The sequence below is a fragment of the Streptomyces sp. NPDC055966 genome, assembly GCF_042269865.1.
Classification (GTDB): Bacteria; Actinomycetota; Actinomycetes; order Streptomycetales; family Streptomycetaceae; genus Streptomyces.
This window is the reverse complement of sequence record NZ_JBHJYK010000017.1, coordinates 74,302-89,023: the sequence shown is the minus strand read 5'-3', so window position 1 is coordinate 89,023 and position 14,722 is coordinate 74,302. Positions and strand designations below refer to the sequence as shown.

At 71.9% G+C, this 14,722-nt stretch carries 13 protein-coding genes and 2 pseudogenes; 8 read left to right on the top strand and 7 right to left on the bottom strand.

The features are described from left to right. Window positions 1-21: 21 nt before the first annotated feature. Window positions 22-1,086: a cobalamin-independent methionine synthase II family protein gene (locus ACFC8N_RS31640; protein ID WP_376291747.1), complete on the bottom strand. Its 1,065-nt coding sequence runs from the start codon at window positions 1,084-1,086 to the stop codon at window positions 22-24. Between the two features lie 188 nt (window positions 1,087-1,274). Here ACFC8N_RS31640 and ACFC8N_RS31635 point away from each other — a divergent pair, with 188 nt between their 5' ends. Both ACFC8N_RS31635 and ACFC8N_RS31630 read left to right on the top strand, forming a co-directional pair. Continuing rightward, window positions 1,275-2,231 (top strand): MerR family transcriptional regulator, encoded by a 957-nt coding sequence (locus tag ACFC8N_RS31635; protein ID WP_376291744.1) that lies wholly within the window; start codon window positions 1,275-1,277, stop codon window positions 2,229-2,231. A gap of 79 nt (window positions 2,232-2,310) precedes the next feature. Beyond that, window positions 2,311-2,955 (top strand): FMN-binding negative transcriptional regulator, encoded by a 645-nt coding sequence (locus ACFC8N_RS31630; RefSeq protein ID WP_376291742.1) that lies wholly within the window; start codon window positions 2,311-2,313, stop codon window positions 2,953-2,955. Between the two features lie 25 nt (window positions 2,956-2,980). Here ACFC8N_RS31630 and ACFC8N_RS31625 read toward each other — a convergent pair whose 3' ends face one another. Next, window positions 2,981-3,463 (bottom strand): GNAT family N-acetyltransferase, encoded by a 483-nt coding sequence (locus tag ACFC8N_RS31625; protein ID WP_376291740.1) that lies wholly within the window; start codon window positions 3,461-3,463, stop codon window positions 2,981-2,983. Window positions 3,464-3,473: 10 nt separating this feature from the next. Then, the gene (locus ACFC8N_RS31620) at window positions 3,474-4,316 is read right to left on the bottom strand and encodes an alpha/beta fold hydrolase (protein ID WP_376291737.1); all 843 of its coding nucleotides are present in this window, start codon (window positions 4,314-4,316) and stop codon (window positions 3,474-3,476) included. A 299-nt stretch (window positions 4,317-4,615) separates the two neighbouring features. Here ACFC8N_RS31620 and ACFC8N_RS31615 point away from each other — a divergent pair, with 299 nt between their 5' ends. The 4 genes and pseudogenes from ACFC8N_RS31615 (at window position 4,616) to ACFC8N_RS31600 (ending at window position 8,619) form a co-directional block, all read left to right on the top strand. Continuing rightward, window positions 4,616-5,344 carry a hypothetical protein gene (locus ACFC8N_RS31615; protein ID WP_376291735.1) on the top strand — a complete coding sequence of 243 codons (729 nt, stop codon included), beginning with the start codon at window positions 4,616-4,618 and terminating at the stop codon, window positions 5,342-5,344. Between the two features lie 797 nt (window positions 5,345-6,141). Beyond that, a pseudogene (locus ACFC8N_RS31610) lies at window positions 6,142-6,791 on the top strand (alpha/beta hydrolase fold domain-containing protein). A 399-nt stretch (window positions 6,792-7,190) separates the two neighbouring features. Continuing rightward, the gene (locus ACFC8N_RS31605) at window positions 7,191-7,760 is read left to right on the top strand and encodes a methyltransferase family protein (RefSeq protein ID WP_376291732.1); all 570 of its coding nucleotides are present in this window, start codon (window positions 7,191-7,193) and stop codon (window positions 7,758-7,760) included. A gap of 109 nt (window positions 7,761-7,869) precedes the next feature. Beyond that, complete coding sequence (locus tag ACFC8N_RS31600; RefSeq protein ID WP_356033332.1) at window positions 7,870-8,619, top strand: SDR family oxidoreductase; 750 nt, start codon at window positions 7,870-7,872, stop codon at window positions 8,617-8,619. 48 nt (window positions 8,620-8,667) lie between these two features. Here ACFC8N_RS31600 and ACFC8N_RS31595 read toward each other — a convergent pair whose 3' ends face one another. After that, entirely contained in the window at window positions 8,668-8,838 is a 171-nt protein-coding gene (locus ACFC8N_RS31595) for a hypothetical protein (RefSeq protein WP_376291730.1), read from the bottom strand. Window positions 8,839-8,843: 5 nt separating this feature from the next. On the opposite strand from ACFC8N_RS31595, the gene ACFC8N_RS31590 reads away from it, so the two are divergent. Beyond that, window positions 8,844-9,935: a histidine kinase gene (locus ACFC8N_RS31590; RefSeq protein WP_376291727.1), complete on the top strand. Its 1,092-nt coding sequence runs from the start codon at window positions 8,844-8,846 to the stop codon at window positions 9,933-9,935. Between the two features lies 1 nt (window position 9,936). Then, window positions 9,937-10,062 (top strand): annotated as a pseudogene (locus ACFC8N_RS31585) (MerR family DNA-binding transcriptional regulator); the annotation flags it as partial. Window positions 10,063-10,425: 363 nt separating this feature from the next. On the opposite strand, the gene ACFC8N_RS31580 reads toward ACFC8N_RS31585, so the two are convergent. The 3 genes from ACFC8N_RS31580 to ACFC8N_RS31570 all read right to left on the bottom strand — a co-directional run bounded on the left by ACFC8N_RS31580 (window position 10,426) and on the right by ACFC8N_RS31570 (window position 14,712). After that, on the bottom strand, window positions 10,426-11,868 hold the full coding sequence (locus tag ACFC8N_RS31580) for a phytoene desaturase family protein (RefSeq protein WP_376291724.1): 1,443 nt from the start codon (window positions 11,866-11,868) through the stop codon (window positions 10,426-10,428). An 88-nt stretch (window positions 11,869-11,956) separates the two neighbouring features. Continuing rightward, entirely contained in the window at window positions 11,957-14,227 is a 2,271-nt protein-coding gene (locus ACFC8N_RS31575) for an FdhF/YdeP family oxidoreductase (RefSeq protein WP_362817780.1), read from the bottom strand. Between the two features lie 224 nt (window positions 14,228-14,451). After that, window positions 14,452-14,712 (bottom strand): hypothetical protein, encoded by a 261-nt coding sequence (locus ACFC8N_RS31570; RefSeq protein ID WP_356033324.1) that lies wholly within the window; start codon window positions 14,710-14,712, stop codon window positions 14,452-14,454. Window positions 14,713-14,722 lie beyond the last annotated feature (10 nt).

Here is a 14,722-nt window from a genome sequence, read left to right as displayed (position 1 = left end):
GCAGGGTGCGAGGGTGTGGCCTCACCCTCCGAGGAGTTCGGCCGCCTGGGCGGTTCCCTCGACGCGGGCGCGGATCTTGGCGAAGGCCGTCTCGCGTGATGTCGACGTGTCATCGGCGAAGGGGGCGAAGCCGGCGTCGTCGCAGGTGCCCAGCTGGTCGACGGGGATGTACCTGGCAGCCCGAAGCACCCGGTCGCGGACTTCTTCGGGGGTCTCGACGCGCGGGTCGATCGGATCGGTCACGCCGACGAAGGCCCGGACTCCGGGACGGAGTTGGTCGGCGATGACACGCAGCACGCGGTCGGGGTCGGCCTCGCCGGCCATCTGGAGGTAGAAGTTGCCCGCCGTGAGCCGGAGGAACCGGGGCAGCAGCTCGGCGTAGTCGACATCGAGGCTGTGCGTGGAGTCCTGGTCGGCGCCGGGCCCGCAGTAGACGCCGATCCGGGCCTGCTCGCTCTCGGTGAAGCGGGCCAGCACCTGGTTGTTCAGCTCGACGAGATCGTTCAGCACTCCTCCACTGGGGTCCAGCTTGAGGGTGAGACGGGCCTCGTCGAAGTCGAGCTGGACGACATGCGCGCCCGCGTCGAGACACGCGCGGATCTCCGCCTCCGACTCTCCCATCAGCTGATGGAGGAACTCCTCGCGCGGGAATCCAGAGATCCCGCTCGGCGGATAGAACAGGCTCAGCACGGACGGCGCGACGACGGCCTGCTTCACCGGAGTGTTCGTGTACTGCCGGGCCGCCCGCAGGTACTGCTCGGCGGACACCTTGTACCGGAAGGGACCCGCGGTCAGCACGGGCAGCTGCCGCTGGTGACCGTCGGCGAAGGGGATCACCACACCCTCGGGAGACAGGCCGGGCGTGCCCGCGACGGGGTACGTGACGAAGTCGGGCTTGGACTGCTCGCCGTCGGTGACGACCGGCGAACCGGCCTTCTCCAGCCGCTCGATCGTGTCGCGGACGGCCCTCTCCTGAACCAGCCTGAAAGTACCCTCGTCCGTCCGCCCGGCCTGGTGGTCGGCCATGGCGGTGAGCAGTTCGGGAGAACGGGGGAGGCTGCCGATGGGTTCGGTAGGAATGTTCACGGCGGCAGCCTAGGAACCGCATCCGCCCGGACCCGGTCCGAACACCCCCGCGCCCGCCCAGGTCCACCCGCTCAGGGCATGGCCGCCCCTCCGGCTTGACCTCGGACGACAGCCGGAGGACACCTCGCGGTCTCGCCGCTTGACCTTGCCCCCGGGGGCAAGGTTTAGCGTGGAGCGAGGTGAGCGGCATGAAGATCAGTGAACTGGCGCGCCGGTCAGGCGTGACGACGAAGGCAGTGCGGTACTACGAATCGCTGGGGTTGGTCACGCCCGGGCGTCTCGCCAACAGCTACCGGGACTACGACGAGGACGACGTGCGCCTCGTGCGGGAGATCAGGGCGCTGCACCGGCTGGGAATCCCCGTCGAGCGCACCCGGCCGTTCCTGGAGTGCCTGGCGGCCGGGCGTGCGTACGCCGACGACTGCCCCGCCTCGCTGGCCGCCTACCGCGAGGCGATCGACGAGCTGACCGAGCGCATCGAGGCACTCGCCGCGCGCCGTACGACGCTGATCGCCAACCTGAACGCCGCCGCCCACCGCGGCAGCACCGTCGTACCCTCCGAGGCGAGCGGCACCGGGGACGAGGACTATCTGACGCTCCCGGCGGACCTGCCCGTCCCCGAGGACGACGGCGCCGCGGACCACCTGCGCGGGACGGCGGCGCCCGGGGCGGCCCTGTGCGACACGGCGGGCAGGACGATCCGTCTGGACGCACTCGGCCCTCGCCGTACGGTCGTCTATGTCTACCCGCTCACCGGCCGCCCCGGCACCGATCTGCCGCAGGGCTGGAACTCCATTCCCGGAGCCCGCGGTTGCACGCCCGAGACATGCGGCTTCCGCGATCACTTCCAGGACCTCCTGGAAGCCGGCGCCGGCCGGGTGTACGGGCTGTCCAGCCAGGACGGCGCGTACCAGAACGAGGTCGTGGAGCGCCTCGGGCTGCCCTTCGACATGCTGTCCGACCCCTCTTTCGGGCTGGCCGACACCCTCGGCCTGCCCACGTTCGAGGCGGACGGTACGCGGCTGTTCAAGCGGCTCACGCTCGTCATCCGCGACGGTGTGATCGAGCACGCCTTCTATCCGGTCTTCCCTCCGAACGAACACGCCGAGCAGGTCCTGACCTGGCTGCGCGACAACCCGCTGTAGGACACCGGCCACCGCCTCCTCGCCGGCCGGCGCCCGGCCCCACTCCGTCCGCACTCCAACCCGACCGAGAGGCCCGCCCGTGTACGTGCCCAAGCCCTTCATGCCCGAGGACACCGACGTCCGCGATCTGCTGACCGGCCTCGGCGCCTGCGACCTGGTCACCATGACCCCGCAGGGCCTCCAGGCCACCCTGCTGCCCTTCGAGCACGACCGGGACACCGGTGAACTCGGTTCGCTGATCGGTCACATGGCGCGGGCCAACGGCCACTGGCGCGAGCCGGTACAGGGGGAGGCCATGGTGATAGTCCACGGGCCGCAGGCCTATGTCTCGCCCACCTGGTACGCGACGAAGGCCGAGCATCATCGGGTGGTCCCCACCTGGAACTATGTCGTCGCCCACGTGTACGGGCAGTTGGTCGTGCACGACGACCCGGTGTGGGTCGAGGCGCAGATGCGCCGCCTCACCGACCGGCACGAGGCCGGTTCTGCCGAGCCCTGGTCCCTCGACCAGGCTCCGGCGAAGTACGTCGAGGGGCGGTTGCGCGCGGTCATCGGCGTCGAAGTGGTCATCAGCCGGATCGAGGCCAAGGCCAAGCTCAGCCAGAACCAGCCCGAGCAGAACGTCGAGGGCGTCATAGCCGGGCTGGAGGCGCGCGGTCGGGGCGATGACATGGCGGTCGCCGCCGCGGTGCGCGCACACCGCCGACACGCTGCCACCTCCTGAGGCCGCGGCGGTACCGGGCAGGGCTTCAGTGGCCGACGGCCACCGAACCCTGCACCGGCTGCGGCTGCGGCTGCGGCCGGCGGATCATGAACACGTCCACCGGATCCTCGGACTCGACCGTGAAGCCGTGGCGCGCGTAGAGCTTCAGGGCCCGGCTGCCCCGTAGCACGTTCAGCCGGACGGGAGTACCGTCGCGGTCGCAGCGCTCCAGCAGCATGCTCAGCACGGCCGAGCCGATGCCTCTGCCCTGGAGGGCCGGGTCCAGGTAGAAGTGCTCCAGCCAATGGGCGTCGGCGGCCGGCCGCAGCGCCACGCAGCCGGCCAGGGCGCCGGCCGCCTCCACCACCCATGTGTGCGCCGGAGTGAACCCGTCACGCAGCCGCTGCCGCACGCGCCGCTCGTCGTAGCGCCCGAGGCGCTCCAGGTCCGCCCTCAGCACCACGGCCCGCAGCTCGGCCACCGCCTCGACGTCCGCCGCCGACGCCTGCCGTATCTCCCAGTCAGCCACGAGCGCGATGCTACCGACCGCCCAGGAACGTCAGTACGGCCGAGCGGAACCGGTCCGGGTCGTCCAGCCACGGGAAGTGTCCGGCTCCGGGCTGTACGACGAGTTCGGCGTGCGGGAACAGCGCGGCGAACTCGGCCACCACGGGCGGCGGGGCACCGGGGTCGACTTCCCCGGCGATGAGCAGCACGGATGCCGCGCAGCGGGCGAGTGCCGCGCGGGTGGTGTCCGGGTCGAAGGCACCCTCGGCACCGAAGGCCGCCAGGATCCCCCGGTCGAGCTGTTCGTTCTCCGCGGCCCTGTGCGCCCGGGCCGCCTCGTCCCAGCGGCCGTACGAAAAGGGGGCAATGGCCTGGAAGTTCTCGGCCGTGGCCGCGCCCGCTGCGATGGCCTCCAGGGCCGCGAAGGCCGCCGGGAACCAGGGTTCGTCCCGACGGGATCGCACGGTCTCGCGCCGCAGCCCGTCACTGATCGGCAGGCCGACGGCACGGACGCTCGGGGTGACGAGGGCGAGACGGCCGATGCGTCCGGGGTGGCGGCCCAGGTACTGCACGGCGATGTTCGCGCCGGCGCTGTGCGCGAGCAGGTCCATGCGCTCCAGGCCCAGGTGCGTGCGCAGGGCCTCCACGTCGGCGACGAGACGGTCGCACCGGCAGGAAGCGAGGTCCCGGGGCGTCGCGGACCGGCCGGTGCCCCGCAGGTCCAGCCGGATCAGCGTGCGGTGCTCGGGCAGTCCGCCCAGGTCACCGAGGTAGGTCGACTGCTGGGGGCCGCCGGGCAGGCACACCACGGGCTCGCCTTCGCCGCGGACATGGTAGGCCAGCTCGGTGCCGTCGTACGAGGTGAAGGATCCCATGGCTGACATGGTGCGGACCACCGCGCGCACCGGCAATCGGATATGCCGTGCCGTGACCCTGCCCACCGCATTTCCCGGGCGGGAAATGACTGAACACATGAACGGCCGTCGCAGCACATCTTGTTGACGCGCGGAACATCGGGTTCACTCGGTGCAACGCATATGTTTCACTCAGCAGAAAACAGGCTGACCCACCCGTATCATCCATGTGTTGTGCGCACCCAAGCGCAACTCACGCTCCCCGCCTGCCGTCATCGGCCGGGCGGGGCGGCACATCACCGTCGGACACGGAGGAACAGATGTCTGAGAACACCTCACCCGTCACCGAGTTGACCTCGCAATACGTCAGCCAGGTGTCCAACGACCTCGACAACAACGTCAAGGAGCAGGACCGCATCGCCACGGAAATCTCCGCTCTACAGAGTCAGTTGACGGCTCTTCAGCACGATCACGGCGTCCTGGTGAGCATGCAGCAGGCGCTCGGTGTCACCGCCCCGGCCGGCGTGCCTGCCGTCACCGACGGTGCCGTGGTGCCCGCCCCGCGCAAGACGCCCACCTCCGCACCTGTCACGCCCGCCGCACCCGTCGTGGACAGGACGCCGAAGAAGGCGAGCGTCGCGGAGCCCGAGTCCACGAAGCCGGCAGCCAAGAAGCCCGCGGCGAAGAAGTCCACCGCGAAGGCCTCCCCGGCGAAGGCATCTGCGCCGAAGGCGACGCCGACGAAGACGTCCGCGGCGAAGCAGGCGGTCCCCCAGACCGCTCAGCCCACGCTCGTCGAGCTGGTCCGGCGCCACCTGACGGACCAGACGGAGCCCCGCTCCGCGGCGGAGGTCACCGAAGCCCTCGGCAAGGCGCATCCCGACCGGGAGATCCAGACCAAGGTCATCCGCACCACCCTGGAGAACCTGGTCGCCCGCAACAGCGCCCAGCGCAGCAAGCAGGGCACGTCCGTCTTCTACACCGCCGCCCGCGCCGCGGAGTCCGCGCCGGCGGACAAGGCCGAGGCCAAGCCGGAGACCACCGAATAGGTCATGGCCACACCTCTGCCGTGCCGAACGTGCCGACCGGGCGCCGAGGGCACGTCTCCACCGCTCGGGGCCGGTCATGGCCGCCACCGGCACGCGCGCCCACCGCACGACGGCAGGCTCGGCCCGAGCCCTGGCCGCGACCGAGACATGACGTGTACGCACCCACGGCCGCAACCCGGACGTGGACACGAACCAGGATGCTGACACGCGCCGGAACATGGACGCGGAAGGAAGCACAGGCGCGGGCATGAGCGTAGGCGTGGGCATCAGCGTGGGCAGGGGAACGAGCGTGGGGGCGCTCGGCCTCGGCCCGCCCCAGCCAGGGTGCCCTCGGTCTGCGCGGGCTGCGCGGCGACGGCTACGACCAGATCGGCGGCGGAGGGCAGGTCGTCGATGAGGTCGGTCGCCTCGCCGCCTCGGTGCGGCAACGGGGGACCTCACCGGCCGCGACAGCGGCCTCGTACGCCCTCACACGCCCACGCCCGCGCGGCCCCTGGTCGTCGGCGAGTTCGGGCACGCGGCCGCCCGGCCGCACCATCAGCCCCGGCAGGGACGGCCCGGCCACGCGAGCCGGGCGGGGAACGGCCCGGCGGGAGGACGCACCGGCCCGCTCCCCGGAGCGCAGCGCGTGCGGAGCCGGGCGATCCGTGCACTGTGGAGGTACGGGCGGCACGCCCACGGCCCATCGCCCTGCGCGAGGTGGATGCTCGGTGGTGTTCCCTGCCTCCGCAGGACACGAGGGCACGTGCCGTACCACCGACGGATACTCCGCCCCCCGGTGCACGCGAGGAGATGCGATGTCCGATGCCGTTGCGCCGGTTCGGCCGGTCCAGCCGGCCCTGGAACCCGCGGCCGCGGAGTTCGCGAAGGCGACGGCCGATCCGCCGTACCTGTTCGAGTGGCCGCCGCGGAAGGCCGTAAGCGCCGGAGCCGAGGGCACCGGTTGGTGCGCGAGCCGGCCGTCGAGGCGGATGCCGCGGTCGCCTTCCCCACGTACGACCTCTCGCCCGAGGCCCACTACCCGGTGACCCAGCAGGTGCTGTTCTACCCGGTCACCGACGCGTCCTTCGACACGCCGTTCTACGGCCAGTTCGCCACGGGTTACTGCCCGGCGCCGCGACGCCATGCGGCGGTTCTGGGACCAGTACACGGCCGACGCGGACGAGCGCTCCCGGATCACCGCCTCGCCGCTGCGCGGCACCGCCGAGGAGCTGTCGGGACTGCCCCCGGCGCTGGTCGTCACCGCCGAGGCGGACGTGCTGCGTGACGAGGGCGAGGCCTACGCCAACAGGCTGCGTGCGGCGAGGGGGTACCGGTCACGGCGGTCCGGTTCCAGGGCATCGTCCACGACTTCGTGATGCTCGACGCCCTCCGCGGCACCCACGCGGCACGCGCGGCCATCGACCTGGCGACCCGCACCCTGCGCTCCGCCCTGCACACCGCCTGAGACGGCCGGTGCGGCACTGTGCCGGCGGCGGTCCGCTCCCCCAGAAACCGCCGCCGGCCGTTTGGAGCCGGTTGCCTCGTCACCGCTGCGGCAAGGCGAACTCGGCAGTGGCACCGTGTCCGTTGAGGCCGATGCCGAATTCAGGGAATTCGATTCCCCGGTGGTTTACCCTCACCCGTCCACATTAACGGTCGCCGCCATGAAGAAATGATTCCTCGACCACATTTCATACTGGACGACTATTCCCCTCGCCGCGCTCGCACCTGGCCGGTGCCCGGCGGCGCTCACTCGTGGGGTGGAGACCTTTTCCACCCTCGATCCACCCGTGGGTGCGTGCGTCGGGCATGCCGGGTGGGCGATCGTGGACGGTGACATCGCCAAAGGTGAGGAGCGTGCGGGATGGCTCTCCCCAGTGACTTCGCCCTGCTGGGCATCGTGTGCTGGATCGGGTACGAGGTGCTGCTGCGCCGCCGGGAGTTCGCGGCTGCGGGTACGTGGCAGGCCGACGACCGCGACCGGGGTTCGACCCGGCTGCTGATCGTCTGCTTCGTGGCCACGGGTGTGATCAACACGGTGTTCAACAGCACGGCGACGGCCCAACTGCCCATACCGGTGCGCTGGTTCGGCATAGCGGTCCTGGCCGGAGGGCTGGCCCTGCGGGCCTGGGGCATGCGCACGCTGTCCCAGTACTACACCCGCACCCTGCGCACGGTCGACGGTCAACGGCTGGTCCAGGAGGGTCCGTACCGGCTCATACGCCACCCCGGGTACTGCGGCAGCCTGCTGGTGTGGATCGGCTACTCGCTGGGCCTCGGCAGCTGGGCGGCGACCTTGATCGTGGCAGCGCTGCTGACGACGGCCTACCTGTGGCGCATCAGTACGGAGGAACGGCCGCTGACAGCGGCCTTCGGCCCGGCGTATGCGGACTATCGCGAGAGGACGAAGCGTCTGGTGCCCTATGTCTTCTGACCGTTCCGAGTCCGCGGGTCGCCCACCGCCAGGGTGTGTGTCCTCGCCCCGTCAGGTCGAGGTCCGTTCACCGCCAGCGTGCCCCGCGCCGCACCCGTGCAATGGACGCATGACTTCACAAGCACCCCTGAACGGCAAGAAGGTACTCGTCACCGGCGGCAGCCGGGGCATCGGCGCGGCGGCGGCACGGCGACTGGCGCGGGAGGGCGCGGACGTGGCCGTGACCTATGTCCACGGGAAAGAGGCGGCTGAGGAGGTGGTGCGGGCCGTCGAGGCACACGGGCAGCGGGCGGTCGCGCTGCGCGCGGATGCCGCGGACGCGCAGGAGGCGGCGGGAGCGGTACACCGTGCGGCGGAGGCGCTCGGAGGTCTGGACGTACTGGTGAACAACGCGGCCCTCGGGCTGATGCAGCCACTGGAGGACATGTCGCTCGACGACGTGGACCGGCTCATCGCCGTCAACATCCGCGGGGTGTTCCTCGCCTCCCAGGCCGCTGCCGCGCTCATGGCGCCCGGCGGGCGGATCATCACCGTCGGCAGCTGTATCACCGCGCGCGTGCCCGGCCCCGGGGCCACCCTGTACGCGATGAGCAAGTCGGCCGTCGTGGGGCTGACGAAGGCGCTGGCCCGGGAGCTGAGCGGGCGCGGGATCACCGCACACGTCGTCCACCCGGGTCCGATCGACACCGACATGAACCCCGCCGACGGTCCCTCCGCGTCCGGCCAGGCGGCCATGACCGCACTCGGCCGCTACGGCACGGCCGAAGAGGTGGCGTCCGCGATCGCCTACCTCGCACGACCGGAGGCGATGTACATGACGGGCACGGAGCTGTCGGTGGACGGCGGCTACGCGGCATGAGCGGGTGGGGCGCGCCGGGCACGGATGCCGCAGCCACCGGCCGACGTCTCAGGCGGGCTCGGGCTGCGCCTTGCCGCGCCGGCTGGGGAGCAGGCCGAACCCCGCCCCCAGCGAGACGAGGCCCATGCCCACCGCGGCCATGACTCCCTGTACGCCGTCCGCCGCTACCGCGCAGAACGCGGCGACGGCGCCGTTGAAGAGGAAGAGGAACCACAGCACCGGCCGTGCGGAGTCTCTGTCTCTTCGTCACGGTGCTGCTGATCACGGCCGTCGGCACGGTGGCGATGGTCGGGGCCTGGCTGCTGCCCGAGACGGTGCTGCTGGTCCGGCGCATCGCCGGGGCCGAGCGCGCCATGACGACGGCGTGGACGGGCCGGGAGATCCCCGAGGCCTACCCGCCTCTCACCGGCCCGGTACGCCTGCGGCTGCGCACCGCTGTGCGCGACCCCGGTACGCGCACCGATCTGCGCTGGATGACCGCCTCGTACGGCTATGGCGCGCTCGTCCTGCTCGCGCTGCCGCTGTGGCCGGTCGGCCTCGTCGTCGACGGGGTGCGGTGCGGCCTGCTGCGCCGTGCCCCAGTGGTGCTCCCGCTGATCACCCGGCTCGCCGATCTGGAGGCCCGCTGGTCACAGGCCCTGCTGCGGCCCGCACCGCAGGCGCTGCTGGCCGCTCGCGTGGAGCGGCTCGCCGCCACCCGAGCCGATGCGATCACCGCCCACGAGGCGGAACTGCGCCGCATCGAGCGCGATCTGCACGACGGCGCCCAGGCACGTCTGGTGTCGCTCCCGATGCGGCTCGGGCTCGCCCTGCGCGCCTACGACCGGGATCCCGAGGCCGCCCGCGCACTCCTGGTCGACGCCCACCGCCACGCACAGGAGGCGCTGACCGAGCTGCGCCAGGTCGTGCGGGGCATCCATCCGCCGATCCTCACCGACCGCGGTCTCGTCGGAGCCGTGCGGGCGCTCGCGGGGAGCAGCGCGCTCGACGTGGCCGTGAGTGTCACGGGCGGGCTGGAGGAAGGACCGCGGCCCCCGGCGGCGATCGAGGCCGCCGCGTACTCCGCCGTGGCCGAGGCGCTGACCAACGCGGTCAGGCACGGGGGCGGCCGGCGGGCGGACGTACGGCTGGAGCGACTGCGCGCCGGGGCGTGGGCGGTGATCAGCGACGACGGTCACGGCGGCGCCGACGAGCAGAGCGGGACGGGACTGCTCGGCGTCCGCCGCCGGGTGGCCGCGCTCGACGGCGAACTGACCGTGTCCAGCCCGGCCGGCGGCCCTACCGTGATCGTGGTGGAGCTTCCGTGCGTCTGGTGACGTGCGCTCCCCCTTCGCCTCGGTGCGGCCCCGGCCCGACGGCCAGGGGCGGTGCACGATCAGTGAGGTCGCCACGTTCACCGAGCTTCGTGCGCACACGCTGCGCCGGTACGAGCAGATCGGGCTGATGCGGCAGGTCGGGCGGGGCTTTCTCACCGGGTCCTTCTCGGACGCGGGCAAGGAGTTGTCCGGCGGGGACTTTTCGGCAGGTGATGCACCGGGTGGCACCGGCGTTCTCCAGCAGACGGCTGCGCCTGCGGGTGCCGGGGGGCCAGGTGGCGGGCGAGCGCTACGCCGACATGTCTCTCGCCTCCGTGGCCCGGGAGTCCTAGGAGCCCCATGTCACGCGCGCCCGGCCGTCTCCGTCCCGGACAGCCCGTCCGGGACGGAGCACCGCTTCAGCATGCGCGGGAGGCTGCCCGAGCCGTGGAGTGCCCGTACCTGCTGCGGGGCCGCTGGCGTCGCCGGTCCGGGAGGGGGCTCCTCGGCGTCAGCCGCCGTCGAACAGCCCTGAGGTCCGCACTCCCAGGTGGCGCAGTGCCGCCGCGGCGGCTCCGGCGCCGCACATGCCATGGGCGCCGGGGCCCGGCGGGGTGGCGGCCGAGCAGAGGAACACCCCGGGCAGGCCGGTGGCGTACGGGTCGAGGGCCGGGCGGGGGCCGAGGAGGAGCTGAGAGGTCGTCTTGGCTCCGGTGATGATGTCGCCGCCCGTGAAGTTGGGGTTGGCGGCGGCGAACCGGGCGGGCCGGACGGCCTGTCGGGCCACGACGCGGTCGCGGATACCGGGGGCGAACCGCTCCAGCTGCCTCAGGATCGCGTCGGTGGCGTCGCCGTCGTAGTCGTACGGGACATGGGCGTAGGTGTACACGGGATGCACGTCACCGACCGAGCGGGTGGGATCGGCCAGGTACTGCTGGGCGACCAGGACGAAGGGCCGCTCGGGCATGCGTCCGGCCACGACGTCCTGGAGCGTCCGCGCCACCTCGGCGAGCGGGCCGCCGAGGTGCACGGTGGTGGCCCGGCGCGCGTGCTCGTTCGTCCAGGGCACACCGCCCTCGACGGCCAGATCGAGCTTGAAGACGGCGGGCGCGCGAAGGAAGCGGCCGTACGCGGCGCGCGTCCGGGGCGGCAGCCGGTCGCCGTAGAGGGCTGCGGTCTGGCTCGGGTCGAGGTCGAGGAGGGTGACGTCGGCGGGCGGGAGTTGACGGTGGTCGGTGACGCGGACGCCGGTGTGGACGGTGCCGCCGTACCGGCGCAGCACACGTTCCATGCTGGAGGCGATGGACTGTGAGCCGCCCTCGGCCACGGCCCAGCCCGCGTCGTGGCCCGCGGTGAGGATGCCGAGCGCGATGGCCGAGGTGAACGGGCGGGACAGCGGGCGCAGGGCGTGGGCCGCGACTCCCGCCCACAGCGCCCGCGCCTGCGGGGTGCGGAAAAGGCGGGCGAGGGCGGTGGCAGGCAGGGTGGTCGGGATGCCGAAGCGGGCGAGCAGCAGCGGGTGCGCGGGCAGGTGCGGCAGCGGGCCCAGGACGTCGTGCGCCAGAACGTTCCAGTGCCGCACCGGGGTGGCGAACAGGGCGCGGTAGCGGTCGCCGTCGGGTCCGAGGAGACGGGCGGTGTCCGGCACCGAGCGCAGCAGGGCCCCGCCGCTGCCGTCGTCCAGCGGGTGGACGCAGTCGACGTCCGCCGTCCGCCAGCGCAGCCCGTGCTGTTCGAGGCCGAGCGCGCGCAGCGCCGGGGAGCCGGCGGCGGTGGGGTGGACGGCCGAGCAGTGGTCGTGGAGGAGGCCGGGCACAAGTGCCTCGGAGCTGCGGGTGCCCCCGCCGATCTCGTCGGCGGCTTCCAGGACGGTCACGGCGAGCCCCGCCCTGGCGAGAAAGGCCGCGGCGGCGAGCCCGTTGGGCCCGGCGCCGACGACGACTGCGGACGTCATGCCGCACCCCCGAGGTGTCCCGTGTCGGAAATCGGTCGTGGAATCGGTCGTGGAATCGGTCGGATATCGGTCGGATGTCGGTCGGGAATCACGTGGCCGGGGTGATCGTAACCCGCAGGTGTTTCATGAGGGGCTGGTCGCTCTGCTCGCTGTGGTCGCACAGGGCGACGAGCACGTTCATCTCCGGCATGTACCCGGCCGCGCAGCCGCGGGGCATGTCGTACGGGATCGCGAGGAAGCCGTCGAGGGTGCGGGTGGTGCCGTCCTTGGCCGTGCTGACGATGTCCACGGGGTCGAACTCGCCGATGCCTCGTTCGCGCATGTCGTCGTCGTTCATGAAGACGAGGGTGCGCAGGTTCCTGATGCCGCGGTAGCGGTCGTTGTCGGAGTAGATGGTCGTGTTCCACTGGTCGTGGGAGCGCATGGTGCCGAGGGCCAGGGTGCCCGGGGCGGGGACGACGTCGGGCAGCGGGGCGGCGGAGAACTCCGCCTTTCCGGACGGTGTGCGGAAGACCAGCTCGCGGGCGGGCTGCTTGATGCGGAAGCCCAGCGGCAGTCGCACCCGTCGGTTGAAGTCCTCGAATCCGTCGAGGACTTGGGCCATGGTGTCGCGGATCCGGTCGTAGTCCTCGACGTACCACTGCCAGGGCGTCGGGCTGTCCGGCAGGGCGGCGCGGGCCAGGCCGGCGATGATGGCGGGCTCGGAGAGCAGGTGCCGGGAGGCGGGACGCTTCATGCCGACGGACAGGTGCACCATGCTCATCGAGTCCTCGACCGAGGTGCTCTGCGGGCCGGTGCGCTGCTGGTCCTTCTCGGTGCGGCCGAGGCACGGGAGGATGAGCGCCCGGCGGCCATGGACGAGGTGGCTGCGGTTCAGCTTCGTGCTGACCTGGACGGTGAGGTCACAGGAGCGCAGCGCCTCGTGGGTGAGCGGGGTGTCGGGCGCGGCGAGCGCGAAGTTGCCGCCCATGCCGACGAACACCCTGACGTCGCCCCGCCGCATGGCCGCGATGGTGCCGACGGTGTCCAGGCCGTGGGCGCGGGGCGGGTCGATCCCGCACACCTGGGCGAGCCGGTCGAGGAGCTCGGCGGTCGGGCGGTGGTCGATGCCGCAGGTGCGGTTGCCCTGGACGTTGCTGTGCCCGCGCACCGGCGACGGTCCGGCGCCCTCGCGGCCCAGATTGCCGCGCAGCAGAAGGAGGTTGACGATCTCGCGGACCGTGTCGACGCCGTGTTCGTGCTGGCTCACGCCCAGGCACCAGCTGACGATGCTGCGATCGGCGTCACGGTAGACGCGGGCCGCCCTGAGGATGTCGGCGCGGTCGAGGCCCGACTGGCGCTCTATCTCCGCCCAGGGCGTGGCCTCGCACTGTTTGCGGTAGTCGTCGAAGCCGGCGGTGTGGCGGTCGATGAACTCCTGGTCGAGTGCCTTGGGATCGCTGCCGGCCTGCTCCAGCAAGGCCTTCGCCATGCCGCGCAGCAGGGCCATGTCGCCGCCGACACGCACCTGGAGGTTCAGGTTGCTGGTGCGGGTGGAGTGGAAAGTGGCCATGTCGGTGATGTCGTGCGGGATGATCGTGCGCCGGGCGGCCGCCTCGATCAGCGGGTTGACGTGCACGATCCGGGTGCCGCGGCGGTAGGCCTCGGCGAGGGCGGTGAGCATCCGGGGTGCGTTGGAGGCGGCGTTCACGCCCATGATGAACAGGGCGTCCGTCATCTCCCAGTCCTTCAGGTCGACCGTGCCCTTGCCGGTGCCGAGCGAGGCCTCCAGGGCGCGTCCGCTGGCCTCGTGGCACATGTTGGAGCAGTCGGGCAGATTGTTCGTGCCCAGTTCCCGGGCCATCAACTGGTACAGGAACGTGGCCTCGTTGCCGAGCCGGCCGGAGGTGTAGAAGGCGGCCTGGTTCGGGTCGTCCAGCTCGCGCAGGGTCCGCCCCACCAGTTCGAAGGCGTCGCGCCAGCTGATCGGGACGTAGTGGTCGGAGTCGGGGTCGTAGACCATGGGCTCGGTCAGCCGGCCCTGATCCTCCAGCGCGAAGTCGCTCCACTCGGACAGGTCGCCCACCGAGTGCCGCGCGAAGAACGCGCGGTCGACCCGCTTGCGGGTCATCTCCCAGGTGACGTGCTTGATCCCGTTCTCGCAGATGTCCAGGCGCAGGCCCTTGGTGTCGTCCGGCCACGCGCACCCTGGGCAGTCGAAGCCGCCATTCTCGTGGTTCATCTTCACGATCGCGCGTGGTCCGTCCACCAGCGCGCCCTCGCGCAGCAGGAATCCGCTGACGCTCTTCGCGGCGCCCCAGCCGGCGGCGGGGTGGTGGTAGGGGCGGAAGGACGGTTCCCCGCCGGGAGCGGGGCCCACGTGGAGCTCCCGCTCTTCCGCCCCCTGCGCCGGCCGCCGCGGCTGATCGTCACTGGAGTGCCGGGAGGTGCTCACGACTCTCCCTCAGGACTGGGGCCGCTTGCCGTGGTTGGCGGCGTGGTTGCGCCGTGCCTTCTTCTTCCTGCGTCGCTTCGAGGACATGTCAACCTCCTGTCGATACGAGAAACATCCTTCGTCCGAATGTTTCGGACATGTTCAGGGCGCTATTCCCTGCGGCCCTTGCGCCGACTCTCGCCGGACTTCATGCGGCCCTCGCGCACCTCGCGGTCGACCTCGGCCTGTGCCTGCTCGTACGCCGCCTCGGGGTCCTCCCGGCGCCCGCTGCGCAGGCCCGCTTCCCGCCGGTCCTCCCGGGTGCGCTCGGCGAGTTCCGGCTCGTCCGGCCGGCGGGGCAGGCCCCGGCCGTGACCGGTGTCCGGCTCGCCCTCGACCCGCTTGTTGGACTTGTGGTGATGGTGCGTCATGAGTTCTCCT